General features: G+C 53.6%; 21 protein-coding genes and 1 riboswitch. Of the genes, 15 read left to right on the top strand and 6 right to left on the bottom strand.

Annotated features, from left to right (window positions below; all coding sequences use genetic code 11):
* Nucleotides 1–173: 173 nt before the first annotated feature.
* From secE to rpoC, 8 genes are all read left to right on the top strand, one after another.
* Entirely contained in the window at nucleotides 174–557 is a 384-nt protein-coding gene (gene secE, locus K5Y30_RS24620; RefSeq protein WP_064741592.1) for a preprotein translocase subunit SecE, read from the top strand.
* Between the two features lies 1 nt (nucleotide 558).
* On the top strand, nucleotides 559–1,104 hold the full coding sequence (gene nusG / locus K5Y30_RS24615) for a transcription termination/antitermination protein NusG (RefSeq protein ID WP_007886300.1): 546 nt from the start codon (nucleotides 559–561) through the stop codon (nucleotides 1,102–1,104).
* A gap of 148 nt (nucleotides 1,105–1,252) precedes the next feature.
* On the top strand, nucleotides 1,253–1,681 hold the full coding sequence (gene rplK, locus K5Y30_RS24610; protein ID WP_007886298.1) for a 50S ribosomal protein L11: 429 nt from the start codon (nucleotides 1,253–1,255) through the stop codon (nucleotides 1,679–1,681).
* A gap of 3 nt (nucleotides 1,682–1,684) precedes the next feature.
* Nucleotides 1,685–2,389, top strand: a complete 705-nt coding sequence (rplA, locus tag K5Y30_RS24605) for a 50S ribosomal protein L1 (protein WP_007886296.1) — start codon at nucleotides 1,685–1,687, stop codon at nucleotides 2,387–2,389.
* A gap of 349 nt (nucleotides 2,390–2,738) precedes the next feature.
* Nucleotides 2,739–3,236, top strand: coding sequence for a 50S ribosomal protein L10 (gene rplJ, locus K5Y30_RS24600; protein ID WP_007886294.1), 498 nt, complete (start codon nucleotides 2,739–2,741; stop codon nucleotides 3,234–3,236).
* A gap of 66 nt (nucleotides 3,237–3,302) precedes the next feature.
* Complete coding sequence (gene rplL, locus K5Y30_RS24595; protein WP_101763017.1) at nucleotides 3,303–3,665, top strand: 50S ribosomal protein L7/L12; 363 nt, start codon at nucleotides 3,303–3,305, stop codon at nucleotides 3,663–3,665.
* A gap of 332 nt (nucleotides 3,666–3,997) precedes the next feature.
* Nucleotides 3,998–8,026, top strand: coding sequence for a DNA-directed RNA polymerase subunit beta (gene rpoB, locus K5Y30_RS24590; RefSeq protein ID WP_222214016.1), 4,029 nt, complete (start codon nucleotides 3,998–4,000; stop codon nucleotides 8,024–8,026).
* A gap of 78 nt (nucleotides 8,027–8,104) precedes the next feature.
* Nucleotides 8,105–12,328 carry a DNA-directed RNA polymerase subunit beta' gene (rpoC, locus tag K5Y30_RS24585; protein ID WP_222186135.1) on the top strand — a complete coding sequence of 1,408 codons (4,224 nt, stop codon included), beginning with the start codon at nucleotides 8,105–8,107 and terminating at the stop codon, nucleotides 12,326–12,328.
* Nucleotides 12,329–12,394: 66 nt separating this feature from the next.
* Here the strand turns inward: rpoC and K5Y30_RS24580 are convergent, their stop codons facing one another.
* Nucleotides 12,395–12,583 (bottom strand): DUF1127 domain-containing protein, encoded by a 189-nt coding sequence (locus K5Y30_RS24580; RefSeq protein WP_008108404.1) that lies wholly within the window; start codon nucleotides 12,581–12,583, stop codon nucleotides 12,395–12,397.
* Between the two features lie 175 nt (nucleotides 12,584–12,758).
* Between K5Y30_RS24580 and K5Y30_RS24575 the strand changes: the two genes are divergently transcribed.
* Entirely contained in the window at nucleotides 12,759–14,213 is a 1,455-nt protein-coding gene (locus K5Y30_RS24575) for a PLP-dependent aminotransferase family protein (protein WP_192415500.1), read from the top strand.
* 153 nt (nucleotides 14,214–14,366) lie between these two features.
* On the opposite strand, the gene thiE is transcribed toward K5Y30_RS24575, so the two are convergent.
* The 3 genes from thiE to rsd all read right to left on the bottom strand — a co-directional run bounded on the left by thiE (nucleotide 14,367) and on the right by rsd (nucleotide 17,866).
* A complete protein-coding gene (thiE, locus tag K5Y30_RS24570; protein ID WP_222186134.1) occupies nucleotides 14,367–15,014 on the bottom strand; it encodes a thiamine phosphate synthase in 648 nt (215 codons plus the stop codon).
* On the bottom strand, nucleotides 15,011–16,933 hold the full coding sequence (thiC, locus tag K5Y30_RS24565; protein ID WP_222214014.1) for a phosphomethylpyrimidine synthase ThiC: 1,923 nt from the start codon (nucleotides 16,931–16,933) through the stop codon (nucleotides 15,011–15,013). Before thiC ends, thiE begins: the two co-directional genes overlap by 4 nt.
* A 90-nt stretch (nucleotides 16,934–17,023) precedes the next feature.
* Nucleotides 17,024–17,124: riboswitch (TPP riboswitch) on the bottom strand.
* Nucleotides 17,125–17,359: 235 nt separating this feature from the next.
* Nucleotides 17,360–17,866: a sigma D regulator gene (rsd, locus tag K5Y30_RS24560; protein WP_101763024.1), complete on the bottom strand. Its 507-nt coding sequence runs from the start codon at nucleotides 17,864–17,866 to the stop codon at nucleotides 17,360–17,362.
* An 88-nt stretch (nucleotides 17,867–17,954) separates the two neighbouring features.
* Between rsd and nudC the strand changes: the two genes are divergently transcribed.
* The 6 genes from nudC to K5Y30_RS24530 all read left to right on the top strand — a co-directional run bounded on the left by nudC (nucleotide 17,955) and on the right by K5Y30_RS24530 (nucleotide 22,354).
* Complete coding sequence (gene nudC, locus K5Y30_RS24555) at nucleotides 17,955–18,728, top strand: NAD(+) diphosphatase (RefSeq protein WP_222214012.1); 774 nt, start codon at nucleotides 17,955–17,957, stop codon at nucleotides 18,726–18,728.
* A gap of 39 nt (nucleotides 18,729–18,767) precedes the next feature.
* Nucleotides 18,768–19,835: a uroporphyrinogen decarboxylase gene (hemE, locus tag K5Y30_RS24550; RefSeq protein WP_137384933.1), complete on the top strand. Its 1,068-nt coding sequence runs from the start codon at nucleotides 18,768–18,770 to the stop codon at nucleotides 19,833–19,835.
* Between the two features lie 2 nt (nucleotides 19,836–19,837).
* Entirely contained in the window at nucleotides 19,838–20,506 is a 669-nt protein-coding gene (gene nfi / locus K5Y30_RS24545) for a deoxyribonuclease V (RefSeq protein ID WP_222214020.1), read from the top strand.
* Between the two features lie 62 nt (nucleotides 20,507–20,568).
* Nucleotides 20,569–21,159, top strand: coding sequence for a YjaG family protein (locus K5Y30_RS24540; protein WP_222214010.1), 591 nt, complete (start codon nucleotides 20,569–20,571; stop codon nucleotides 21,157–21,159).
* Nucleotides 21,160–21,347: 188 nt separating this feature from the next.
* The gene (gene hupA / locus K5Y30_RS24535; protein ID WP_007886275.1) at nucleotides 21,348–21,620 is read left to right on the top strand and encodes a nucleoid-associated protein HU-alpha; all 273 of its coding nucleotides are present in this window, start codon (nucleotides 21,348–21,350) and stop codon (nucleotides 21,618–21,620) included.
* 68 nt (nucleotides 21,621–21,688) lie between these two features.
* Nucleotides 21,689–22,354 (top strand): DUF1481 domain-containing protein, encoded by a 666-nt coding sequence (locus K5Y30_RS24530; RefSeq protein WP_222214008.1) that lies wholly within the window; start codon nucleotides 21,689–21,691, stop codon nucleotides 22,352–22,354.
* A gap of 44 nt (nucleotides 22,355–22,398) precedes the next feature.
* Here K5Y30_RS24530 and purD read toward each other — a convergent pair whose 3' ends face one another.
* The gene (purD, locus tag K5Y30_RS24525) at nucleotides 22,399–23,679 is read right to left on the bottom strand and encodes a phosphoribosylamine--glycine ligase (RefSeq protein ID WP_222214005.1); all 1,281 of its coding nucleotides are present in this window, start codon (nucleotides 23,677–23,679) and stop codon (nucleotides 22,399–22,401) included.
* Between the two features lie 18 nt (nucleotides 23,680–23,697).
* A complete protein-coding gene (gene purH, locus K5Y30_RS24520) occupies nucleotides 23,698–25,287 on the bottom strand; it encodes a bifunctional phosphoribosylaminoimidazolecarboxamide formyltransferase/IMP cyclohydrolase (RefSeq protein WP_222214003.1) in 1,590 nt (529 codons plus the stop codon).
* Between the last annotated feature and the right edge of the window lie 495 nt (nucleotides 25,288–25,782).

Genomic DNA, 25,782 nt, shown 5'->3' with positions numbered 1-25,782 from the left:
TTGCACGCTGTTGTATAGAACCTGGCTCATCAGTGATTTTGCATCATAATCATTGCTGAGACAGGCTCTGTTTCACGGCGTTGGATACCGAGTTACGCTCAAAAGCTCATTCGGTTTGGATGCCTCGCACTGCGGGGCAGTATAGTTTCTGAATTATTGTGGCAGGTTGGTTTATGAGTGCGAATACCGAAGCTCAAGGAAGCGGGCGCGGCCTTGAAGCGATGAAATGGGTAGTTGTGATCGCATTGCTCCTGGTAGCAATCGTCGGCAACTATATCTATCGCGATGTAACACTGCCGCTGCGCGCGCTGGCTGTGGTTGTGCTGATCGCTGCAGCGGGCGGCATTGCTTTGCTGACAATCAAAGGCAAAGCGACTGTGGCATTTGCCCGTGAAGCTAAAACCGAAATGCGTAAGGTCATTTGGCCGACTCGCCAGGAAACATTGCACACCACGTTAATCGTTGCCGCGGTAACTGCCGTGATGTCACTGATTTTGTGGGGGCTGGATGGTATTCTGGTCCGTCTGGTATCGTTTATCACTGGCCTGAGGTTCTGAGATGTCTGAAGCTCCAAAAAAACGCTGGTACGTCGTTCAGGCGTTCTCCGGTTTTGAAGCCCGCGTAGCGAAATCGCTGCACGAGCATATCAAACTGCACAACATGGAAGAGCTTTTTGGCGAAGTCATGGTGCCGACTGAAGAAGTCGTCGAAATCCGTGGCGGACAGCGTCGCAAAAGCGAACGTAAATTCTTCCCTGGCTACGTATTGGTTCAGATGGTAATGAATGATGCCAGCTGGCACTTAGTGCGCAGTGTACCGCGTGTAATGGGCTTTATCGGTGGTACTTCTGACCGTCCTGCGCCAATCAGTGATAAAGAAGTTGATGCGATTATGAACCGCCTGCAGCAGGTGGGTGATAAGCCGCGTCCAAAAACGCTGTTCGAGCCAGGCGAGATGGTACGCGTCAGCGACGGCCCGTTTGCCGACTTCAACGGCGTGGTCGAAGAAGTGGACTACGAGAAGAGCCGCTTGAAAGTGTCTGTTTCCATCTTTGGTCGTGCAACGCCAGTGGAACTCGACTTCGCTCAGGTGGAGAAAGGTTAACCCTTTTGTTCACTTTTTAGCTCTTGCGGAAGGCGCGAAATTTACCTATAATTTCGCGCCTTTTGTTTTTATGTGCCGGCAACGGCATATAAATCGTTATCACGGGGAGCCTGTTTTTCAGGCGCTATAACCCAATTGAGGAATTATCATGGCCAAGAAAGTACAAGCCTACGTTAAGTTGCAAGTTGCAGCTGGTATGGCTAACCCAAGTCCACCTGTTGGTCCAGCACTGGGTCAGCAGGGTGTTAACATCATGGAATTCTGCAAAGCGTTCAACGCTAAGACTGAATCCCTGGAGAAAGGCCTGCCTACTCCTGTTGTTATCACCGTATACAGTGACCGTTCTTTCACCTTCGTTACCAAAACGCCTCCGGCTGCCGTACTGCTGAAAAAAGCAGCGGGCATCAAGTCTGGTTCTGGTAAGCCGAACAAAGACAAAGTCGGTAAAGTTTCCCGTGCTCAGGTACGTGAAATCGCAGAAACTAAAGCTGCGGACATGACTGGTTCTGACGTAGAAGCGATGACTCGCTCTATCGAAGGTACTGCTCGCTCCATGGGCCTGGTAGTAGAGGATTAAGAAATGGCTAAGCTGACCAAGCGCATGAGCGTAATCCGTGACAAAGTTGATGCTACTAAGCAGTACGACATCAACGAAGCTGTTGCTCTGCTGAAAGAACTGGCTACTGCCAAGTTCGTAGAAAGCGTTGACGTTGCTGTTAACCTCGGCATCGATGCACGTAAATCTGATCAGAACGTACGCGGCGCGACCGTTCTGCCACACGGTACTGGTCGTTCAGTACGTGTTGCCGTCTTCACCCAAGGTGCAAACGCCGAAGCAGCTAAAGCAGCTGGCGCAGAACTGGTTGGTATGGAAGACCTGGCTGAGCAGATCAAAAAAGGCGAAATGAACTTTGACGTTGTTATCGCATCTCCAGATGCAATGCGCGTTGTTGGCCAGTTGGGCCAGGTTCTGGGCCCACGCGGTCTGATGCCAAACCCGAAAGTTGGTACTGTAACGCCTAACGTTGCTGAAGCAGTTAAAAATGCTAAAGCAGGTCAGGTTCGTTATCGTAATGACAAAAACGGCATCATCCACACTACCATCGGTAAAGTGGATTTTGACACTGACAAATTGAAAGAAAACCTGGAATCTCTGCTGGTTGCGCTGAAAAAAGCTAAACCATCACAGGCGAAAGGCGTGTACATCAAGAAAGTCAGCATCTCTACCACCATGGGCGCCGGCGTTGCCGTTGACCAGGCTGGTCTGAGTGCATCAGCAAACTAATTGCTGCTTGTAACGGGCGAAAAATTCATCTAGAATCTTACGCCCGTTGTTCTGGTTGTATACGCAATTCAGAACCCAGATTCAAAGCGAGTGAGTCACAAAGTCTAAACACTTAGTTGTTCAGTCGCTTAGGTTGGAGCCAGGCCTTATCCTGGCCTCCGTCCGAGACCGCAGGAGCAGAATATTTTCGGATATCTTGCTTAATATCCTGCGTAGACGGTGACAGAACCAAAAAGAATTATTTCTTCGCTGGATTCTGCTCACCGTGTAATAGCGCTTATCGCCTTCGGGTGAATAAGTGAAGTGAGTTCCGGGAAATTATTCCCGGTCAATCCAGGAGCAAAAGCTAATGGCATTAAATCTTCAAGGCAAACAAGCGATTGTTGCTGAAGTTAGCGAAGTAGCCAAAGGCGCGCTTTCAGCGGTTGTTGCGGATTCCCGTGGCGTGACCGTTGATAAAATGACCGAACTGCGTAAAGCAGGTCGTGAAGCTGGCGTTTACATGCGTGTTGTTCGTAACACCCTGCTGCGCCGCGTCGTTGAAGGTACTCCTTTCGAGTGCCTGAAAGACACGTTTGTTGGTCCGACCCTGATTGCATACTCTTTGGAACACCCGGGCGCTGCTGCTCGTCTGTTCAAAGATTTCGCGAAAGCGAATGCAAAATTTGAGGTCAAAGCTGCAGCCTTTGAAGGTGAGCTGATCACGGCGGCCAATATTGACCGTCTGGCAACTCTGCCGACTTACGAAGAAGCACTGGCACGTCTGATGTCGACCATGAAAGAAGCCGCTGCTGGCAAACTGGTTCGTACTCTGGCTGCTGTGCGCGATGCAAAAGAAGCGGCTTAAGGCCCAGTTCTTTTCCTTCGTGCTTGCTACCGTATAAACTTTTTCTGATTTTTAGGAACAATCGATATGTCTATCACTAAAGACCAAATTCTGGAAGCTGTTGCCGCTATGTCCGTAATGGAAGTAGTTGAGCTGGTTTCTGCTATGGAAGAAAAATTCGGCGTTTCTGCTGCTGCCGCTGTAGCTGTTGCTGCTGGCCCAGCTGAAGCTGTTGAAGAGAAAACTGAATTCGACGTAATTCTGAAAGCTGTTGGCGCTAACAAGGTCGCAGTAATCAAAGCAGTACGTACTGCAACTGGCCTGGGCTTGAAAGAAGCTAAAGACCTGGTTGAAGCTACTGGTACTATCAAAGAAGGCATCAGCAAAGATGACGCAGCCGCTCTTGAAGCTGCTCTGAAAGAAGCTGGCGCTGAAGTTGAAGTTAAGTAAGACAACCTTCGGGTTGCAGCCTGAGTAACATTAGGCTGATGGCTGGTGACTGTTTAGGTCACCAGCCTTTTTGCGCTACAGGGGAATGATGGCGTTTCGCACTGTTTGTCCGTCATTCCTCTTCAATATCTTTTTCTATCGACGCCTTAATATATCGCTCTCCTGCGAAGGTTCCCTGCCTGAACAACGGCGATGAAATGATTTAAGAGTGATAGAAAGATGTATTGCATGGGGTGCTGCGCATCGCATGAAAAACAAAAAATAGTGTTGCATGAACTGTCCTTTTCAGGACGGACAGCGTGGTTCGACATGTCAGCTAGCTGAGGAACCCCATGGTTTACTCCTATACCGAGAAAAAACGTATTCGTAAGGATTTTGGTAAACGTCCACAAGTTTTGGACATACCTTATCTCCTTTCTATCCAGCTTGACTCGTTCCAGAAGTTCATCGAGCAAGATCCAGAAGGCCAGTACGGTCTGGAAGCAGCCTTCCGCTCCGTATTCCCAATCTCAAGCTACAGCGGCAACTCTGAGTTGCAGTATGTCAGCTACCGTTTGGGTGAGCCTGTCTTTGACGTAACTGAATGTCAGATCCGTGGCGTGACCTATTCGGCACCGCTGCGCGTGAAACTGCGTCTGGTGATCTACGAGCGCGAAGCGCCGGAAGGCACCGTAAAAGACATTAAAGAACAAGAAGTCTACATGGGTGAGATTCCACTCATGACGGACAATGGTACCTTTGTTATCAATGGTACTGAGCGTGTTATCGTTTCTCAGCTGCACCGTAGTCCTGGCGTGTTCTTCGACAGCGATAAGGGTAAAACGCACTCTTCCGGTAAAGTGCTGTATAACGCACGTATCATCCCTTACCGCGGTTCATGGCTCGATTTCGAGTTTGACCCGAAAGACAACCTCTTCGTCCGTATTGACCGTCGTCGTAAGCTGCCGGCCAGTATCATTCTGCGCGCGTTAAACTTCACCTCAGAACAAATCCTTGATCTGTTCTTTGATAAAGTCGTTTATGAAATCCGCGATAACAAACTGCAGATGGAACTGGTGCCTGAGCGCCTGCGTGGTGAAACCGCCTCCTTCGATATCGAAGCAAACGGCACGGTTTACGTTGAGAAAGGTCGTCGCATCACTGCGCGCCACATCCGTCAGCTGGAAAAAGACAACATTCAGCACATCGAAGTGCCAGTTGAATACATTGCTGGCAAAGTGGTTGCTAAAGACTACGTCGATTTGAACACCGGCGAGCTGATCGTTCCTGCAAACATGGAATTGTCACTGGATCTACTGGCGAAACTGAGCCAGTCGGGCCACAAGCGCATTGAAACGCTGTTCACCAACGACCTTGATCACGGTGCGTACATCTCCGAGACTCTGCGTGTTGACCCAACCAACGATCGTTTAAGCGCGCTGGTTGAGATCTACCGCATGATGCGTCCTGGTGAGCCACCAACGCGTGAAGCTGCTGAAAACCTGTTCGAGAACCTGTTCTTCTCTGAAGATCGTTACGATCTTTCTGCGGTTGGCCGTATGAAGTTCAACCGTTCTCTGCTGCGTGATGAGATCGAAGGTTCAGGTATCCTGAGCAAAGACGACATCATCGAAGTGATGAAAAAGCTTATCGGTATCCGTAACGGTATCGGTGAAGTGGATGATATCGATCACCTCGGTAACCGTCGTATTCGTTCTGTTGGCGAAATGGCAGAAAACCAGTTCCGTGTGGGTCTGGTGCGTGTTGAGCGTGCAGTTAAAGAGCGTCTGTCTCTGGGCGACCTCGATACGCTGATGCCTCAGGACATGATCAACGCTAAGCCGATTTCGGCGGCGGTGAAAGAGTTCTTCGGTTCAAGCCAGCTGTCCCAGTTTATGGATCAGAACAACCCATTGTCCGAGATTACGCACAAACGTCGTATCTCTGCTCTGGGCCCAGGCGGTCTGACCCGTGAGCGCGCCGGCTTCGAAGTACGTGACGTACACCCAACGCACTACGGTCGTGTATGTCCTATCGAAACTCCGGAAGGCCCGAACATCGGTCTGATTAACTCACTCTCGGTTTACGCGCAGACTAACGAATACGGTTTCCTTGAAACCCCGTATCGCCGCGTTGTTGACGGGAAAGTGAGTGATGAAATTCATTACCTCTCTGCAATTGAAGAGGGTAACTACGTTATCGCTCAGGCAAACACCAACCTCGCAGAAGATGGCAGCTTTGTTGACGATCTCGTCACCTGCCGTAGCAAGGGTGAGTCAAGCCTGTTCAGCCGCGATCAGGTTGACTACATGGACGTTTCCACCCAACAGGTGGTTTCTGTCGGTGCTTCACTGATTCCGTTCCTGGAGCACGATGATGCTAACCGCGCCTTGATGGGTGCGAACATGCAACGTCAGGCGGTTCCAACTCTGCGTGCTGATAAGCCGCTGGTTGGTACCGGTATGGAACGCGCAGTAGCGGTTGACTCCGGTGTAACTGCCGTCGCGAAACGTGGTGGTACCGTTCAGTACGTTGATGCTTCTCGTATCGTTATCAAAGTTAACGAAGAAGAGATGTATCCGGGCGAAGCGGGTATCGACATCTACAACCTGACCAAGTACACCCGTTCTAACCAGAACACCTGCATCAACCAGATGCCGTGTGTCAATCTGGGTGAGCCGATTGAGCGTGGCGACGTGCTGGCAGATGGCCCGTCTACCGACCTCGGTGAACTGGCGCTGGGTCAGAACATGCGCGTGGCGTTCATGCCATGGAACGGTTACAACTTCGAAGACTCCATCCTCGTATCCGAGCGTGTAGTTCAGGAAGATCGTTTCACCACTATTCACATCCAGGAACTGGCATGTGTGTCTCGCGACACCAAGCTGGGGCCAGAAGAGATCACCGCTGATATCCCGAACGTGGGTGAAGCTGCGCTTTCTAAACTGGATGAATCCGGCATCGTGTATATCGGTGCGGAAGTGACCGGTGGCGACATTCTGGTTGGTAAGGTAACGCCGAAAGGTGAAACCCAGCTGACGCCAGAAGAGAAACTGCTGCGTGCAATCTTCGGTGAAAAAGCCTCTGACGTGAAAGATTCGTCACTGCGCGTTCCGAACGGCGTATCCGGTACTGTTATCGACGTGCAGGTCTTCACCCGCGATGGCGTGGAAAAAGACAAGCGCGCGCTGGAAATCGAAGAGATGCAGCTGAAGCAGGTTAAGAAAGACCTGTCTGAAGAACTGCAGATCTTCGAAGCTGGCCTGTTTGGCCGTATCCAGGCCGTACTGATCTCGGGTGGTGTTGAAGCTGAGAAGCTGGAAAAACTGCCACGTGAGCGCTGGCTGGAGCTGGGCCTGACTGACGAAGAGAAGCAGAATTCTCTGGAGCAGCTGGCTGAGCAATACGATGAGCTGAAGCACGAGTTTGAGAAGAAACTTGAAGCTAAGCGTCGCAAGATCACCCAAGGCGATGATCTGGCACCAGGCGTGCTGAAAATCGTTAAGGTGTATCTGGCGGTTAAACGTCAGATCCAGCCAGGTGACAAGATGGCAGGTCGTCACGGTAACAAGGGTGTTATCTCTAAGATCAACCCTATCGAAGACATGCCTTACGATGAGAACGGTACGCCGGTCGACATCGTACTGAACCCGCTGGGCGTACCATCGCGTATGAACATCGGTCAGATCCTGGAAACTCACCTCGGTATGGCGGCGAAAGGCATTGGTGAAAAAATCAATGCGATGCTGAAGAAGCAGGAAGAAGTCTCCAAACTGCGTGAGTTCATCCAGCGTGCTTACGATCTGGGCACTGATGTGCGTCAGAAAGTTGACCTGAATACCTTCACAGACGACGAAGTACTGCGTCTGGCAGAGAACCTGAAAAAGGGTATGCCAATCGCGACTCCGGTGTTTGACGGTGCGAAAGAGAGCGAAATCAAAGAGCTGCTGCAGCTCGGCGGATTGCCTTCTTCCGGTCAGATCACCCTGTTCGACGGCCGTACCGGTGAGCAGTTTGAGCGTCAGGTAACCGTAGGTTACATGTACATGCTGAAACTGAACCACCTGGTTGACGACAAGATGCACGCACGTTCTACCGGTTCTTACAGCTTGGTTACTCAGCAGCCGCTGGGTGGTAAAGCGCAGTTCGGTGGACAGCGCTTCGGTGAGATGGAAGTGTGGGCACTGGAAGCATACGGTGCCGCGTATACCCTGCAGGAAATGCTTACCGTTAAATCTGATGACGTTAACGGCCGTACGAAGATGTATAAAAACATCGTCGACGGTAACCATCAGATGGAACCGGGCATGCCGGAATCCTTCAACGTACTGTTGAAAGAGATTCGCTCGCTGGGTATCAACATCGAGCTGGAAGACGAGTAAGTACTCGCAAGTACTGGTTACGGGACGTGCACTTCGGGTGCGCGTCCCTGAGAGTTCCACTCCGACGGGAGCTAATCCGTGAAAGACTTACTTAAGTTTCTGAAAGCGCAAACTAAGACCGAAGAGTTTGATGCGATCAAAATTGCTCTGGCCTCGCCAGACATGATCCGTTCATGGTCTTTTGGTGAAGTTAAAAAGCCGGAAACCATTAACTACCGTACCTTCAAGCCTGAGCGTGACGGTCTTTTCTGTGCCCGTATTTTTGGACCGGTAAAAGACTACGAATGCCTGTGCGGTAAGTACAAGCGTTTAAAACATCGCGGCGTGATCTGTGAGAAGTGTGGCGTTGAAGTTACACAGACCAAAGTACGTCGTGAGCGCATGGGCCACATTGAGCTGGCTTCACCGACTGCGCACATTTGGTTCCTGAAATCACTGCCTTCGCGTATCGGCTTACTGCTGGATATGCCACTGCGTGATATCGAGCGCGTGCTGTACTTCGAATCTTATGTGGTTATCGAAGGCGGCATGACCAACCTGGAAAAACGTCAGATTCTGACCGAAGAGCAGTACCTTGACGCGCTGGAAGAGTTCGGTGACGAATTCGACGCGAAGATGGGTGCGGAAGCGATCCAGGCGCTGCTGAAAAACATGGATCTGGAGCAAGAGTGCGAGCAGCTGCGTGAAGAGCTGAACGAGACCAACTCCGAGACCAAACGTAAAAAGCTGACCAAGCGTATCAAGCTGCTGGAAGCGTTCGTTCAGTCTGGTAACAAGCCAGAGTGGATGATCCTGACCGTTCTGCCGGTTCTGCCGCCAGATCTGCGTCCGCTGGTACCGTTGGACGGTGGTCGTTTCGCAACGTCGGATCTGAACGATCTGTATCGTCGCGTGATCAACCGTAACAACCGTCTGAAACGCCTGCTGGATCTGGCTGCGCCAGATATCATCGTACGTAACGAAAAACGTATGTTGCAGGAAGCGGTTGATGCACTGCTGGATAACGGCCGTCGCGGTCGCGCCATCACTGGCTCGAACAAGCGTCCGCTGAAATCTCTGGCAGACATGATCAAAGGTAAGCAGGGTCGTTTCCGTCAGAACCTGTTGGGTAAACGTGTTGACTACTCTGGCCGTTCAGTTATCACCGTTGGTCCATACCTGCGTCTGCATCAGTGCGGTCTGCCGAAGAAAATGGCTCTTGAGCTGTTCAAACCGTTCATCTACGGCAAGTTGGAACTGCGTGGCCTGGCCACCACCATCAAAGCCGCTAAGAAAATGGTTGAGCGCGAAGAGGCTGTCGTTTGGGATATCCTGGACGAAGTGATCCGCGAACACCCGGTACTGCTGAACCGTGCACCAACTCTGCACCGTTTGGGTATCCAGGCGTTTGAACCGGTTCTGATCGAAGGTAAAGCGATCCAGCTGCACCCGCTGGTTTGTGCGGCATATAACGCCGACTTCGATGGTGACCAGATGGCTGTTCACGTACCGCTGACGCTGGAAGCCCAGCTGGAAGCGCGTGCGCTGATGATGTCGACCAACAACATTCTGTCACCAGCGAACGGCGAGCCAATCATCGTTCCTTCACAGGACGTTGTTTTGGGTCTGTACTACATGACCCGCGACAAAGTGAACGCCAAAGGCGAAGGCATGGTGCTGACTGGCCCGAAAGAAGCTGAGCGTGTTTATCGCGCTGGCCTGGCCGAGCTGCATGCACGCGTTAAAGTGCGTATCACTGAATACACCAAGAACGAGCAGGAAGAGTTCGTTGCGAAAACCAGCATTATCGACACCACCATTGGTCGTGCGATTCTGTGGATGATCGTTCCGAAAGGCCTGCCTTACTCCATCGTCAACCAGGCGCTGGGTAAGAAAGCCATTTCTAAGATGCTGAACACCTGTTACCGCATTCTTGGCCTGAAGCCGACTGTTATCTTTGCTGACCAAACCATGTACACCGGTTTTGCTTACGCAGCCCGTTCAGGTGCCTCTGTAGGTATCGACGACATGGTCATCCCAGCGAAGAAAGCGGAAATCGTAGCCGAAGCGGAAGCGGAAGTTGCTGAGATTCAGGAACAGTTCCAGTCTGGTCTGGTAACTGCTGGCGAACGTTACAACAAAGTTATCGATATTTGGGCCGCCGCTAACGAACGCGTTTCCAAAGCGATGATGGATAACCTGCAAACTGAAACCGTGATCAACCGTGATGGCGAAGAAGAGCAGCAGGTATCGTTCAACAGCATCTACATGATGGCCGACTCCGGTGCGCGTGGTTCTGCTGCACAGATTCGTCAGCTGGCAGGTATGCGTGGTCTGATGGCTAAGCCAGATGGCTCAATTATCGAAACGCCGATCACCGCGAACTTCCGTGAAGGTCTGAACGTACTCCAGTACTTCATCTCCACGCACGGTGCGCGTAAAGGTCTGGCGGATACCGCACTGAAAACCGCTAACTCCGGTTATCTGACGCGTCGTCTGGTCGACGTAGCGCAGGATCTGGTTGTTACCGAAGATGACTGCGGCACGTTCGAAGGCATCATGATGACTCCAGTCATCGAAGGTGGCGATGTTAAAGAGCCGCTGCGTGAGCGTGTACTGGGTCGTGTAACGGCTGAAGACGTTCTGAAGCCAGGCACTGCGGACATCCTGATCCCGCGTAACACCCTGATCGATGAACACTGGTGTGATGTGATCGAACTGAATTCAGTCGATGCGATCAAAGTGCGCTCGGTTGTTGGCTGTGAAACCGACTTCGGTGTGTGTGCACACTGCTATGGTCGCGATCTGGCACGTGGTCACATCATCAACAAAGGTGAGGCCATCGGTGTTATCGCAGCACAGTCCATCGGTGAGCCGGGTACACAGCTGACGATGCGTACGTTCCACATCGGTGGTGCGGCATCTCGTGCGGCTGCTGAATCCAGCATCCAGGTGAAGAACAAAGGTACTATCAAGCTGACCAACGCGAAGTCAGTAACCAACTCCTCAGGGAAACTGGTTATCGTTTCACGTAACGTTGAGCTGAAGATGATCGACGAGTTCGGTCGTACCAAAGAGAGCTATAAAGTACCTTACGGTGCGGTCATGGCTAAAGGTGATGGCGAGCAGGTTGCCGCGGGCGAAACCGTAGCAAACTGGGATCCACATACCATGCCGGTCATCACCGAAGTGGGCGGTTTCATTCGCTTCACTGACATGATCGACGGTCAGACCATTACTCGTCAGACTGACGACTTAACTGGTCTGTCATCGCTGGTGGTTCTGGATTCTGCAGAACGTACTGCGGGTGGTAAAGATCTGCGTCCTGCGCTGAAAATTATCGATGCCAACGGAAATGATGTTTTGATTCCAGGTACCGACATGCCAGCACAGTACTTCCTGCCGGGCAAAGCAATTGTTCAGCTGGAAGATGGCGTTAAGATCAGTGCCGGTGACACGCTGTCGCGTGTTCCGCAGGAATCTGGCGGTACCAAGGATATTACCGGTGGTCTGCCGCGCGTTGCTGACTTGTTCGAAGCGCGTCGTCCGAAAGAGCCAGCAATCCTGGCGGAGATCAGCGGTATCATCTCCTTCGGTAAAGAGACCAAAGGTAAGCGTCGTCTGGTGATTACGCCGGTTGATGGTAGCGATCCGTACGAAGAGATGATTCCAAAATGGCGTCAGCTTAACGTATTCGAAGGCGAGCGCGTAGAACGTGGTGACGTCGTATCTGACGGCCCAGAGTCTCCGCACGATATCCTGCGTCTGCGTGGCGTCCATGCTGTGACCCGTTACATCACTAACGAAGTGCAGGAAGTTTACCGTCTGCAAGGCGTTAAGATTAACGATAAACACATCGAAGTCATCGTTCGTCAGATGCTGCGTAAAGCAACCATCTCGAGCGTGGGAAGCACCGACTTCCTGGAAGGTGAGCAGGCTGAATACTCTCGCATCAAGATCTCTAACCGTGAACTTGAAGCGAATGGCAAAATCGGCGCAACATTCATGCGCGATCTGCTGGGTATCACCAAAGCGTCACTGGCAACCGAATCGTTCATCTCTGCAGCATCGTTCCAGGAGACCACGCGTGTCCTGACCGAAGCAGCAGTTGCAGGTAAGCGTGACGAACTGCGCGGCCTGAAAGAGAACGTCATCGTGGGTCGTCTGATCCCAGCCGGTACCGGTTATGCTTATCACCAGGATCGTATGCGTCGCCGCTCTGCGGGCGAAGCACCGGTTGCACCGCAGGTTACTGCTGATGAAGCCTCTGCTAGCCTTGCTGAATTGCTGAACGCCGGTCTGGGCGGAAGCGACGACGAGTAATTCGTCTGCTAAAGCTGACCAATAAAAAACCCTGCTTCGGCAGGGTTTTTTTTCGTCTTCATTTTGTCAGAACTTGCGGCAGACATCTTCGCGTGTCAGTCCGATATCACGCAGCTGGTTATCACTCAGTTTTGACAGGATGCGGTGAGTTTCACGCCGTGCTTTCCAGTGTTTAACCATACGCACTGCGCCGCGGAAGATATCCAGTAAAGTGACGTCAAAAGGTTTAGCCGCGCGGTTTTGATCGAATTCCATAATCCTTGCCCTCAGTAGGTTGCCTGAGAAGCATTGTCTGATTCCTTCGCATTATGATACAGACGCAAAAAACACTTATCTTTAACATACAGATTGCCTTGAAGTGGATCTGAATGGTAATAATGAGGTCTATCTGTACTGGTTTATTATGATTGATGGCTGAGTGAGGCATACGATGACGCGCTACCAACATTTAGCATGTTTGCTTTCGGATCGTATAGAGCAAGGGCTGTACCGCAGCGGCGAGCGCTTGCCGTCGGTGCGCACGCTGAGTCTTGAACACGGCGTGAGTATCAGCACCGTTCAGCAGGCATATCATCTGCTGGAAGAAAAACAGCTGATTGTGCCGCAGCCACGTTCCGGATATTTCGTTGCAACACGCAAAGCGACGCCGCCGATGCCGGCCATCACCCGACCTGCACAGCGTCCGGTGGAAATCACGCAGTGGGAATCGGTGCTGGAGTTGCTCAGCAGCCGAACTAATAACGATGTGTTGCAACTCGGCAGCGGTATGCCCGATCTGACCCAGCCCACGTTGAAACCGCTGTGGAAAATTCAAAGCCGTATGGCGCAGAAGCAGGATATCGATCAGCTCAACTATGACAGTTTGCTGGGTGTCGCGGCATTGCGCGAACAGGTTGCGCGCCTGACGATCGACAGCGGTTGTCAGCTCACGGCAGACGATATCGTGATCACCACCGGCTGCCATGAAGCGTTATCGATCTCGATCCGTGCGATATGTCAGGCTGGTGACATCATTGCGGTGGAGTCGCCGACTTTCCACGGCACCATGCAAACTCTGCGCGGCTTCGGCATTCGCGCTATTGAAATTCCTACCGATTCGGTCACCGGTATCAGCCTGGAAGCGCTGGAACTTGCGTTCGAACAGTGGCCGATTAAAGCGGTGGTGGTGGTGCCAAACTGCAATAATCCGCTGGGCTTTATCATGCCGGAATCTCGTAAACGTGCGTTGGTGACGCTGGCACAGCGTTTCGATGCCGCGATTATTGAAGACGATGTGTACGGCGAGCTGGCGTGGGAGTATCCGCGTCCGGTTACCCTTAAGTCGTTGGATCACGATGGACGGGTATTGCTGTGCAGTTCCTTCTCCAAGACGCTGGCGCCGGGGCTGCGTGTCGGTTGGGTGGCGCCGGGACGCTATCGCGACCGCGTGCTGCATATGAAATACATCAGCACCGGATCGACGGCCACACAGCCGCAACATGCGGTCGCCGAGTTTATTCGTCTTGGTCATTATCTGCCGCATTTGCGGCGCATGCGTCAGGTGTATCAACGCAATTATGAAACCTTTAGCTGCTGGGTACGCCACTACTTTCCGTGTGGGATTTGTGTGTCGCGTCCGCAGGGCAGTTTCCTGATGTGGATTGAATTGCCAGAGGCATTTGACGCGGTCAGGCTCAATACCGAATTGCGTGAGCTGAACATGCAGGTTGCCGTAGGCTCGCTGTTTTCGGCCTCGGGTAAGTATCGCAACTGCTTGCGCCTGAATTATGGTTTGCCAATGAATGAGCACACAGAGCAGGCGATAGCTCAACTCGGCGCAGCGGTAGAACGTGCCATGCTGGCTTGTAGTCATGAATCCGTGCATACCTCCTCCCTGATCACGTGAAGAAAGGCAGGGCTGGGAGAGGTTGAGACCAGCCCTGGCCCGCTGCAAGCGACAGCGGGCAGGCACACTTTAGTCTTGTCAGGAAATGACGCCAGCCCCTACATCACGCTGCTGCGCGGCAGATTCCAGCGTTTCATCCTTACTTACCGCGCATTACATTGCTTCTGCAGGTTCGATTCCATTTTCCACCAGTGACAGTAACTGCTGCGTTGCTGCGCGCCAGTCGGCGGCCTGGGTAATCGCGCTCACCACCGCAATGCTGCCCACGCCGGTAGCCAGCACTTCCGGCACGCGCGCCAGTGAAATACCGCCAATCGCCACGGTTGACACATCCTGCAAACGCGCCAGGTGGCGTTTCAATTCCACCACGCCCTGCGGCGCAGAAGGCATGTCTTTAGTTTGCGTAGGATAGATGTGGCCAAGCGCAATATAAGAAGGGCGCAGCGCCAGAGCCCGATCTAACTCGGCATCGTCATGCGTCGATAATCCCAGGCGCAATCCCGCCTCACGAATGGCCGCCAAATCGGCTACATCGAGATCTTCCTGGCCAAGGTGCACGCCATAAGCGTGATATTTAATGGCTAAACGCCAGTAATCATTGATAAACAGGCGAGCGCGATACTGTTTGCCGAGTGCAATCGCCTCGCGCACCGCATCTTCCACCTCGTAATCTTCACAATCTTTGATGCGCAGCTGAATGGTGCGCACACCGGCTTCCAGCAAGCGTGCGATCCATTCCACGCTATCAACAACCGGATACAGCCCCAGTTTTGGGGCCGTGGCAGGAAAGGCGTCGGTCATACATTTTCCTCTTTAAGGGTATCGGCAGCGTGATAAAGCTCACCGCCACGATTGCGGAAGGCGTCCGACATTTGCGCCATACCCACTTCAATCGGCTGAGCTTCAGCCTGTTGGCGGGCGGCAAACTCACGCACTTCCTGTGTAATTTTCATCGAGCAGAATTTCGGGCCGCACATCGAGCAGAAGTGCGCCACTTTGCCTGATTCCTGCGGCAGGGTTTCATCGTGATAGGCGCGTGCGGTGTGCGGATCGAGCGCCAGATTGAACTGATCTTCCCAGCGGAATTCAAAACGCGCTTTCGACATCGCATTGTCGCGGATCTGCGCGCCCGGATGACCTTTCGCCAGATCTGCTGCGTGCGCGGCGATTTTGTAGGTGATCAGCCCTTGCTTCACATCCTCTTTATTCGGCAAACCGAGGTGCTCTTTCGGCGTCACGTAACACAGCATGGCGCAGCCGAACCAGCCAATCATTGCCGCGCCGATGCCGGAAGTGAAATGGTCATAGCCGGGCGCGATATCGGTAGTGAGCGGTCCAAGCGTGTAAAACGGGGCTTCGTGACAATGCTCAAGCTGTTCGGTCATATTGCGTCGAATCATCTGCATCGGCACATGGCCCGGACCTTCAATCATCACCTGCACATCGTATTCCCAGGCGATTTTGGTCAGTTCGCCCAGCGTATGCAGTTCGGCAAATTGCGCCTCATCGTTGGCATCCTGAATCGAGCCGGGACGCAGGCCGTCGCCCAGTGACAGCGCCACATCATAGGCGGCACAAATTTCACAAATCTCGCGGAAGTGAAGATAGAGGAAACTTTCGGTGTGATGCGACAGGCACCATTTCGCCATAATCGAGCCACCGCGCGACACAATGCCGGTCAGGCGTTTGGCCGTCATCGGCACATAGCGCAGCAGCACGCCAGCGTGAATGGTGAAGTAGTCAACGCCTTGTTCCGCCTGCTCCAGCAGCGTGTCGCGGAAAATCTCCCAGTTGAGATCTTCTGCAATGCCGTTCACTTTCTCCAGCGCCTGATAAATCGGCACCGTACCAATCGGCACCGGACTGTTGCGCAAAATCCACTCACGCGTTTCATGGATGTAGCGGCCGGTTGAGAGATCCATCACAGTGTCTGCGCCCCAGCGCGTTGACCACACCAGCTTCTCCACTTCCTCTTCAATAGATGAGCTCACCGCAGAGTTGCCAATGTTGGCATTCACTTTCACCAGGAAGTTGCGGCCGATAATCATCGGTTCGGATTCGGGATGGTTGATGTTCGAAGGGATGATGGCGCGGCCGCTGGCGACTTCCTGACGGACAAATTCCGCGGTGATATTTTCTGGCAGATTGGCACCAAAGCTGTGACCCGGATGCTGCTGTAACAGCACTTCACCGCGAATACGCTCGCGGCCCATGTTTTCACGCAGCGCGATAAACTCCATCTCCGGCGTGATGATGCCCTGACGCGCATAGTGCAACTGGGTAACACGGCGACCCGCTTTGGCACGGCGCGGTTGCGGCAGCTGCTCAAAACGCAGATGGTCCAGGCCTTCATCCGCCAGGCGCTGCTGCGTGTAACGGGAACTCAGCTGGTGGATGGTTTCGCTGTCGTCACGTTCTTCGATCCAATTGGCACGCAGCCTGTCGAGTCCCTGATGCACATTAATGGTGGCTTGAGGATCGCCATAAGCCCCGGCGGTGTCGTAAACCGGTACCGCTTCATTTGGCTCATAGTGCGGATTCTCTTTGCTGCCGCCTATGTGCGTTGGACTGAGCTGTATCTCACGCATCGGCACGCGAATATCCGCGCGGCTGCCGGTGATCCAGATACGTTTGGAGTTGGGGAAAGCGGTTCCCTGCAGGGAATCGATAAATTCTTGCGCCTGAGCGCGTTGTTCACGACGAGAAGTTTTAGCAGACATAGCAAGTTTCCGGTAAAGGTTGGAAGTTGCTTGTCCAGAGTTCGGAAGGAGTAACAGGTACGGTGCCGGGCGCCAGCATGCACCGTGCTGATAATGTCTACTCTTGTTCCCTTCGCAGGTACTAACCTGATCAGGTTCCGCGGATCCCGAATTAACGGTCTCAGCCCCAGAGGGCACTCCGACAAGTTGGTGTTTTGTGGTTTAAGCTACTTTGCTTGCCATTTTGCACCTGGGCAGTGCTCGTGACCGTCACGTACTACGTGTACGCTCCGGTCCCTGCGCGCTGTCCGAGTGCAAACTGGCTGCGCACGCTACGCTTAAACCGCAAAATTTGCCTTTTGATTGTCGTTAAAGAAGACAATAAAAAAGCCCATTTAGCATAAGAGGGCTTTTCTTGAATAACAAGTTTTTTACATCTTCGGGGTTCTAAGCCGGGCGGGCAATGGCGCTGTCGTTGGCAACCGGCGGAAGCGCCAGCTGGTTGTCCCAGGCGAGTTGCACCAGCTTATCTTCCAGCGTGAAGCGCGATTCCAGCACCTCGCCGACTTCGGAGAGCGCGGTTTGAAAATCCACGCAATTATCATCGTTAATCGCTTGCTGCAGATGGCTGTCGTAGAGCTGCATGATGCGATCGGTATTCGCCTCCAGTGCCGGGTAAATCTGCGCAGCGACGAATAAGGGGCTATCACCCTGCATCTCACTAATGATGTGTTCATACACGCTGAAATGGCCGGTGGAAAGGTAATCCACCAGGTTGTGACAAAATGCGTCCAGCGCCTGTTCATCCAGCGTCGATAACGCATCTTTTTGTGGCTTCATGCCAATAAGCTCGTAGTAAGTGACGAGCAGCTGTCGACGGGCGCGCAGCCATGAATCAACCAATTCATTTCCGCCGCCTACACGCTCTGTCAGGTTATCTAACTGGTTAAGCATATGGGGCTCCAGGTAGGTTATAGTTGTTTATTACACACTTAATATTAGGATTTCAGCGTGCGATTTGACGCTAAGGACAACGATTAAGATGCAACGTGAGATCTCAAGCTTAGACGCTGGATGGTGGGTTGTCAGCCATGAGCAAAAACTTTGGTTGCCGCAGGGCGAATTGCCGCATGGCTTAGCCAGCGATTTTGGCCTCAGCGGGAGCAACGCGATTTTGATCGGCGAGTGGCAGGGCGAGAATGTCTGGCTGGTACGTGAATCGCGTACGGACAGCATGGGCTCCGTGCGCCAACTGATTGATGAGGATGTCGGCCTGTTCCAAATCGCCGGACGTGGCGTGCAGCTGGCGGAGTTTTACCGCTCGCATCGCTGGTGCGGCTATTGCGGCCATGAGATGCACATCAGCAAACGCGAATTTGCCTGCTTATGCAATCATTGCCGCGAGCGTTATTACCCGCAAATTGCGCCGTGCATCATCGTGGCTATCCGCCGTGGCGATGAGATCCTGCTCGCCAATCATGCGCGTCATCGTAACAATATCTACACCGTGCTGGCGGGCTTTGTCGAAGTGGGCGAAACCTTAGAACAAGCGGTGGCGCGGGAAGTGATGGAGGAGAGCAACGTGCGGGTGAAAAACGTGCGTTATGTTACCTCGCAGCCGTGGCCGTTCCCGCACTCTCTGATGATGGCGTATATGGCGGAATATGACGGCGGCGATCTGCAACACGACGGCAAAGAGCTGCTGGATGCCGGCTGGTATCGCTACGACGATCTGCCGCTGTTGCCGCCGCCCGGCACGGTGGCGCGTCGCCTGATTGAAGATACCGTTGCCCTGTGTCGCGCCAGCGCGGCGTGAAAATGCTACACTGCCGGCCTTAGCATGAGAGAGCCCATTATGAGTGAACTGAAGAACGATCGTTATCTGCGCGCCCTGTTACGTCAGCCGGTAGATGTCACACCGGTATGGATGATGCGACAAGCCGGGCGTTATTTGCCGGAGTACAAAGCCACGCGCGCTGAAGCCGGTGATTTTATGTCGCTGTGTAAGAATGCTGAGCTGGCGTGTGAAGTCACGCTGCAACCGCTGCGTCGCTATGCGCTGGATGCGGCAATTCTCTTCAGCGATATCCTCACCATTCCGGATGCGATGGGACTTGGGCTCTACTTTGAGACCGGCGAAGGCCCGCGTTTCTCCAATCCGATCACCTGCCGTGCGGATGTCGACAAGCTGCCAGTGCCGGATCCAGAGCAAGAGCTCGGTTATGTGATGAACGCGGTGCGTACCATTCGTCACAACCTGAAAGGCGAAGTGCCGCTGATCGGTTTCTCCGGCAGCCCGTGGACGCTGGCAACCTACATGGTTGAAGGCGGCAGCAGCAAAGCGTTTACCAAAATTAAAAAGATGATGTACGCCGAGCCGCAAACCCTGCACAAGCTGCTGGATAAGCTGGCAGACAGCGTGATTCTTTATCTCAATGCGCAGATCAAAGCTGGCGCGCAGTCGATCATGGTGTTCGACACATGGGGCGGCGTGCTGACCGGACGCGACTATCGCGAATTCTCACTCTATTACATGCATAAAATCGTCGATAGCGTGCTGCACGAGAATGAAGGTCGCCGCGTTCCTATTACGCTGTTCACTAAAGGTGGCGGCCAATGGCTGGAAGCGATAGCGGCGACCGGCTGCGATGCGCTGGGACTCGACTGGACCACCGATATCGCCGATGCGCGTCGTCGTGTGGGTGATAAAGTGGCGCTGCAGGGCAACATGGATCCTTCCATGCTGTATGCACCGCCTGCGCGCATTGAGCAGGAAGTCGCCGGGATTCTTGAAGGTTTTGGCACTGGCGAAGGTCACGTGTTTAACCTGGGCCACGGCATCCATCCTGATGTGCCGCCTGAGCATGCTGGTGCGTTTGTTGAAGCGGTGCATCGTCTGTCACGTCCGTATCATCAGGGCTGATGATGGATTTAGCCGCACTACGCCAGGAACAGTTACAGCGCGCTGCTGATGTGGTGCGACAGGATGATTTCGATGTGCTGCCGCCACGCTTTCTTGGTGGTGCCGACGTGGGATTTGAACAGGGCGGCGAGATCACGCGCGCGGCTCTGGTCATCCTCGAGTATCCATCCTTAAAGCTGGTGGAACACCGCATTGCGCGCGTGGCCACCACCATGCCCTATATTCCGGGCTTCTTATCCTTCCGCGAAATGCCGGCGCTGCTGGAAGCCTGGCAGCAGCTCTCCCAGTTGCCCGATCTGCTGTTTGTGGATGGCCACGGTATTTCCCATCCCCGTCGGCTTGGCGTGGCGGCGCATTTCGGTTCGCTGGTGGATGTGCCCACCATTGGCGTGGCGAAGAAGCGTTTGTGTGGACGTTTTGCTGAGCTGGACGCCGAGCCAGGCAGCCGTCAGCCGCTGCTCGACAAAGGCGAACAGATTGGCTGGGTATGGCGCAGTAAAGCGCGCTGTAATCCGCTGTTTATCTCGACCGGCCATCGCGTCAGCATGGATAGCGCATTGCAATGGGTGGAAGCCTGTACTGCGGGCTATCGTTTGCCGGAACCGACGCGTTGGGCGGATGCTGTCGCCTCCGGACGCCCGGCCTTTCTGCGCTGGCAAAACACGCCTTAACGCTGTTTGTGCCCGGCTTTTGCGGTACACTGCCGCCAGCTAACCTATTGAGAGTAAGTTTGATGTTACAGAATCCCGTCCATTTGCGTCTGGCGAAGCTTGAAAGCTGGCAGCATATGACTTTCATGGCCTGCCTTTGCGAGCGTATGTTCCCCAACTATTGGGCTTTCTGTCAGCAGACCGAATTCGCCGATCCGCAACTCTATCGCCGCATCCTCGATCTCATCTGGGAAAGCCTGACGGTCAAAGATGCCAAAATCAATTTCGACGGTCAGCTGGAGAAATTTGAAGCGGCGATCCCGGATGGTGACGATTTTGAGGTTTACGGTGTTCATCCGGCGATTGATGCCTGCGTGGCCTTGAGTGAACTGCTGCATGCACAGCTCAGCGGCGAAACGCTGGAGCACGCCGTGGAAGTCAGCCGTACATCGATCACTACCGTGGCGATTCTGGAAATGACGCAGGCCGGTCGCGAAATGACCGACGAAGAGCTGCGCGCAAATCAGGCTGTCATCGATGAATGGGACCTGCAGTGGGAGATTTTCCGCCTGCTGTCAGAGTGCGAGGAGCGTGACCTAGAATTGATTAAAGGCCTGCGTGCAGACCTGCGCGAAGCGGGAATCAGTAACATCGGTATACTTTTTCAGCAATAAGGCAAGAAAACGTGACTTCAGGCCCGAATTACCGCGCCTGGAGGCTTCACATCAGCCCCCAGTCTGGTCTACATTTGGGGGGCTGAAAATTGTGGCTATCGGTGCGTGCCGGCTGAACAAGGTCTGAGAATGGCTTTTCCCTCGCACTCGTTGCTTAGCAAGCGATAAATACACTTTAAGGATAACTTATGAACAAGACTCAACTGATTGATGTGATCGCAGAGAAAGCTGACCTGTCTAAAACCCAGGCTAAGACTGCGCTGGAATCTACCCTGGCTGCGATCACTGAGTCTCTGAAAGAAGGTGATGCTGTACAACTGGTTGGTTTTGGTACTTTTAAAGTGAACCACCGCGCTGAGCGTACCGGTCGCAACCCGCAGACTGGCAAAGAGATCAAAATTGCAGCAGCTAACGTGCCAGCGTTCGTTTCAGGCAAAGCTCTGAAAGACGCTGTTAAGTAAGTTTCCGCATTGCGGTTTAGCTTTAAAAGAGGGGGCGTTAGCGCCCCTTTTTGTTGCCGGGACCTGCCATGCTGAATTCAATTCCTCAGCGCGTTTGCGCCCTGTTATTTGGTGCGCTGCTGACGGGCTGTAGCTCCACTCCTGAACTTCCTGCCTTCACGGCGAGCGGCTATCTGGCCGACCGCGGCACCGTGCGCATCTGGCGCAAGAATAGCGACCATCAAGTTGTTCACCTGCGTACGGTCTTCACGCCGTTTAATGGCGATGCGATGGAAACCACTGACTACAATTGGCAGCAGCAGAAGCTGATTAGCGTCGAACGGCGCGTCGCGGGTGCACAGCCGGATGATGTCACCTTACGCTTCGATCATCAGGGCAATCTCAATTTCATGCAGCGCCAGCTGGCGGGGCGACGTGAAGCGGTCAGCGCTGATAGCGTTGAGCTATATCGCTTCGATGCGCAGCGCATGCTGGATCAGAGCAATGCGTTGCTTGCAGGCCGTGTATTACTGCATCAGGGCCATTGGCTGGGTGGCAATCAGGTGCGTGAGTGCGATGACAAGCTGGTGAATGTGGCCTTTGATCGCGACACGCTGTATACGCTAGGCCGCCAGCAGCAGAGCCAGGCTGCGCCATTGATGGTGTCGTGGCTGGAAGCGCCGGAAGGTGTGCAACTGCTACGTGCTACGCCGGATGACGAATGCAGCTGGCAGCCAAAAGAGAGTGATTTCTGACAGGTGGAAAAGAGAAGGGGCACCTGGTGTGCCCCTTTGCGTACTTATTTGCGGTTAATCGCGCGGTAGCCGATATCGCGGCGGCAGAAGCTGCCATCCCACGAGATATGCTGCGCCAGCGCATAAGCGTTCTTCTGCGCAGCGGCAACATCGTCGCCCAGTGCAGTCACGCACAGTACGCGACCACCGTTGGTGACCACCAGATCGTCCTTCATGGTGGTGCCAGCATGGAACACCTTGCCATCCGGTACTTCTTCCAGCGGCAGACCGTAAATCTGATCGCCCGTGTTGTAATCGCCCGGATAACCACCCGCCGCTAACACCACGCCGAGAGAGGGACGCGGATCCCACTGCGAGGTTTGCTGATCCAGTTTGCCATCGGTAGCCGCCAGACACAGCTCCACCAGATCCGACTGCAAACGCAGCATGATCGGCTGAGTTTCCGGATCGCCGAAGCGGCAGTTAAATTCGATCACTTTAGGCTGACCGGCTTTATCGATCATCAACCCAGCGTACAGGAAGCCGGTATAAATGTTGCCTTCTGCTTTCATACCGTTAACGGTTGGCCAGATGATCTGATCCATCACGCGCTGGTGGATCTCATCGGTCACCACGGGCGCCGGAGAATACGCGCCCATGCCGCCGGTATTTGGACCGGTATCGCCATCGCCGACACGTTTGTGATCCTGGCTGGTGGCCATCGGCAGCACATTGTTGCCGTCGACCATCACGATAAAGCTGGCCTCTTCGCCATCGAGGAACTCTTCAATCACGATGCGGTGACCAGCATCGCCGAACGCATTGCCAGCCAGCATGTCCTGCACAGCGGCTTCGGCTTCCGCCAGTTCCATCGCCACGATCACGCCTTTACCGGCCGCCAGACCGTCAGCTTTGATCACGATCGGTGCGCCTTTCTCACGCAGATATGCCAGCGCAGGTTCCACTTCGGTGAAGTTCTGGTATTCGGCGGTTGGAATCTGCTGACGTGCCAGGAAATCTTTGGTGAACGCCTTTGAGCCTTCCAGCTGGGCAGCGGCTTGCGTTGGGCCAAAGATCTTCAGACCTGCAGCACGGAACGCATCAACCACGCCAATCACCAGCGGTGCTTCCGGACCAACGATGGTCAGATCGATCTTTTCCTGCTGAGCAAAGGCCAGCAGCGCGGGAACGTCGGTGGCGCTGATTGCCACGTTTTGCAGAGCCGGCTCGAGCGCGGTGCCCGCATTGCCAGGCGCGACAAATACTGTTTCCGCCAGTGGCGATTGTGCCGCTTTCCATGCCAGCGCGTGTTCACGTCCGCCATTACCAATCACTAAAATTTTCATCTGTACTGCTCCCAACAATTAATGGCGGAAATGACGCATGTCGGTAAAGATCATCGCGATGCCGTGCTCATCAGCGGCGGCAATCACCTCATCATCACGGATTGAACCGCCCGGCTGAATCACGCAACTGATACCGACAGCCGCAGCGGCGTCGATACCGTCGCGGAACGGGAAGAAGGCATCAGACGCCATCGCGGACCCTTTCACTTCCAGACCTTCGTCACCGGCTTTGATACCGGCAATTTTGGCCGAGTAAACGCGGCTCATCTGGCCGGCGCCAATGCCGATGGTCATGTTGTCACGTGCGTAGACGATGGCGTTGGATTTAACGAACTTCGCCACTTTCCAGCAGAACAGCGCATCACGCAGTTCCTGCTCAGTTGGCTGACGTTTGCTGACAACGCGCAGCTGACTGGCATTGACCATGCCCAAATCGCGATCCTGAACCAGTACGCCGCCGTTAACTCGTTTGAAATCCAGCGCCGCAACGCGACCTTGCCACTGACCACATATCAGAACGCGCACGTTCTGCTTAGCCGCGGTAACTTTCAGTGCCGCTTCGCTGGCGGATGGCGCGATGATCACTTCAACAAACTGACGGCTGATGATCGCCTGCGCGGTGGCTTCGTCCAGCTCGCGGTTAAAGGCGATGATGCCACCGAAAGCGGAAGTCGGATCGGTTTTGTAGGCACGCTCATAAGCGTCAAGAATCGAACTGCCAACTGCCACGCCGCATGGATTAGCGTGTTTGACGATCACACAAGCGGCTTCGTCGAACTCTTTCACGCATTCAAGTGCGGCATCGGTATCGGCGATATTGTTGTATGAGAGCGCTTTGCCCTGAACCTGCCGCGCAGTGGCCACTGAAGCTTCAGCAACATTCTCTTCTATATAGAAGGCAGCATCTTGATGGCTGTTCTCGCCGTAACGCATATCCTGCTTCTTAATGAAGTTGAGGTTCAGCGTGCGCGGGAAGCGGCCAGCCGGTTCTTTGCTGTCGCTGTGATAAGCCGGCACCAGGCTACCGAAGTAGTTGGCGATCATGCTGTCGTAGGCGGCAGTGTGTTCGAAAGCTTTGATGGCCAGATCGAAACGTGTTTCCAGCGTGAGCGAGTTTTCGTTGGCATCCAGCTCGGCAATGATCGCTTCGTAATCGCTGCTCTTCACCACGATCGCCACGTCTTTGTGGTTCTTCGCCGCTGAGCGAACCATGGTTGGGCCACCGATATCGATGTTCTCAACCGCGTCAGCTAATGAGCAATCAGGTTTGGCAACGGTTTGTGCGAAGGGATAGAGGTTGACGACCACCATGTCGATTGGGTTGATGGCGTGTTCAGCCATGATCGCATCATCCTGACCACGACGACCCAAAATGCCGCCATGCACTTTCGGGTGCAGCGTTTTGACGCGTCCATCCATCATTTCCGGGAAACCGGTGTAGTCAGAAACTTCGGTGACGGGCAAGCCCGCATCTGCCAGCAGACGTGCGGTACCGCCTGTGGAGAGCAGCTCAACACCACGACTGGAGAGTGCCTGAGCAAATTCGAGGATACCGGCTTTGTCAGAGACACTGAGTAGAGCGCGGCGTACAGGACGACGTTGTTGCATGGTGGTTTTATCCCTTGGCTTTGTTTCGCGTAATAAAGAGCGTTACATCAAGCTTAGTGTCTCTCTTCTATATAGAAGGAAACGCTTGCCTCATGTAACGCCCCAAAAGGGGCATCCTTGACGTCGCCGGGCATTGTAGCGAAAACGTTTGCGTGATGCTCGCCTAAATTCATTTGTGCGGCAGAGTGTGGATAACACTGTGTGTAACTGCGTATAAGGCGGGGTTTTGCTGTGGAATGCAGCGAACGGTTGTTTTTATTGAATTTAGCGGTTGCGTGCTGAGAACAACTCCCTATAATGCGCATCCATCAACACGGCACAACGGTTTACGAAGTGCGGTGTTGGTGAGGAAGATTCGATAAGAACTTCCGCCGGATGAAAACGCTGAAAAAAGTGTTTGACTCCGAAGGAGAGTAGCGTAGTATACGCCACCTCGCGACAGACGGTTCAGCCGCTGTTCGCAACGCTCTTTAACAATTTATCAGACAATCTGTG

Origin of the sequence: Pantoea sp. DY-5 (genome assembly GCF_019795955.1) — a bacterium.
Taxonomy (GTDB): Bacteria; Pseudomonadota; Gammaproteobacteria; order Enterobacterales; family Enterobacteriaceae; genus Pantoea; species Pantoea leporis.
The sequence above is the reverse complement of the archived record's forward strand: the minus strand, read 5'-3'. Positions and strand labels throughout refer to the sequence as shown.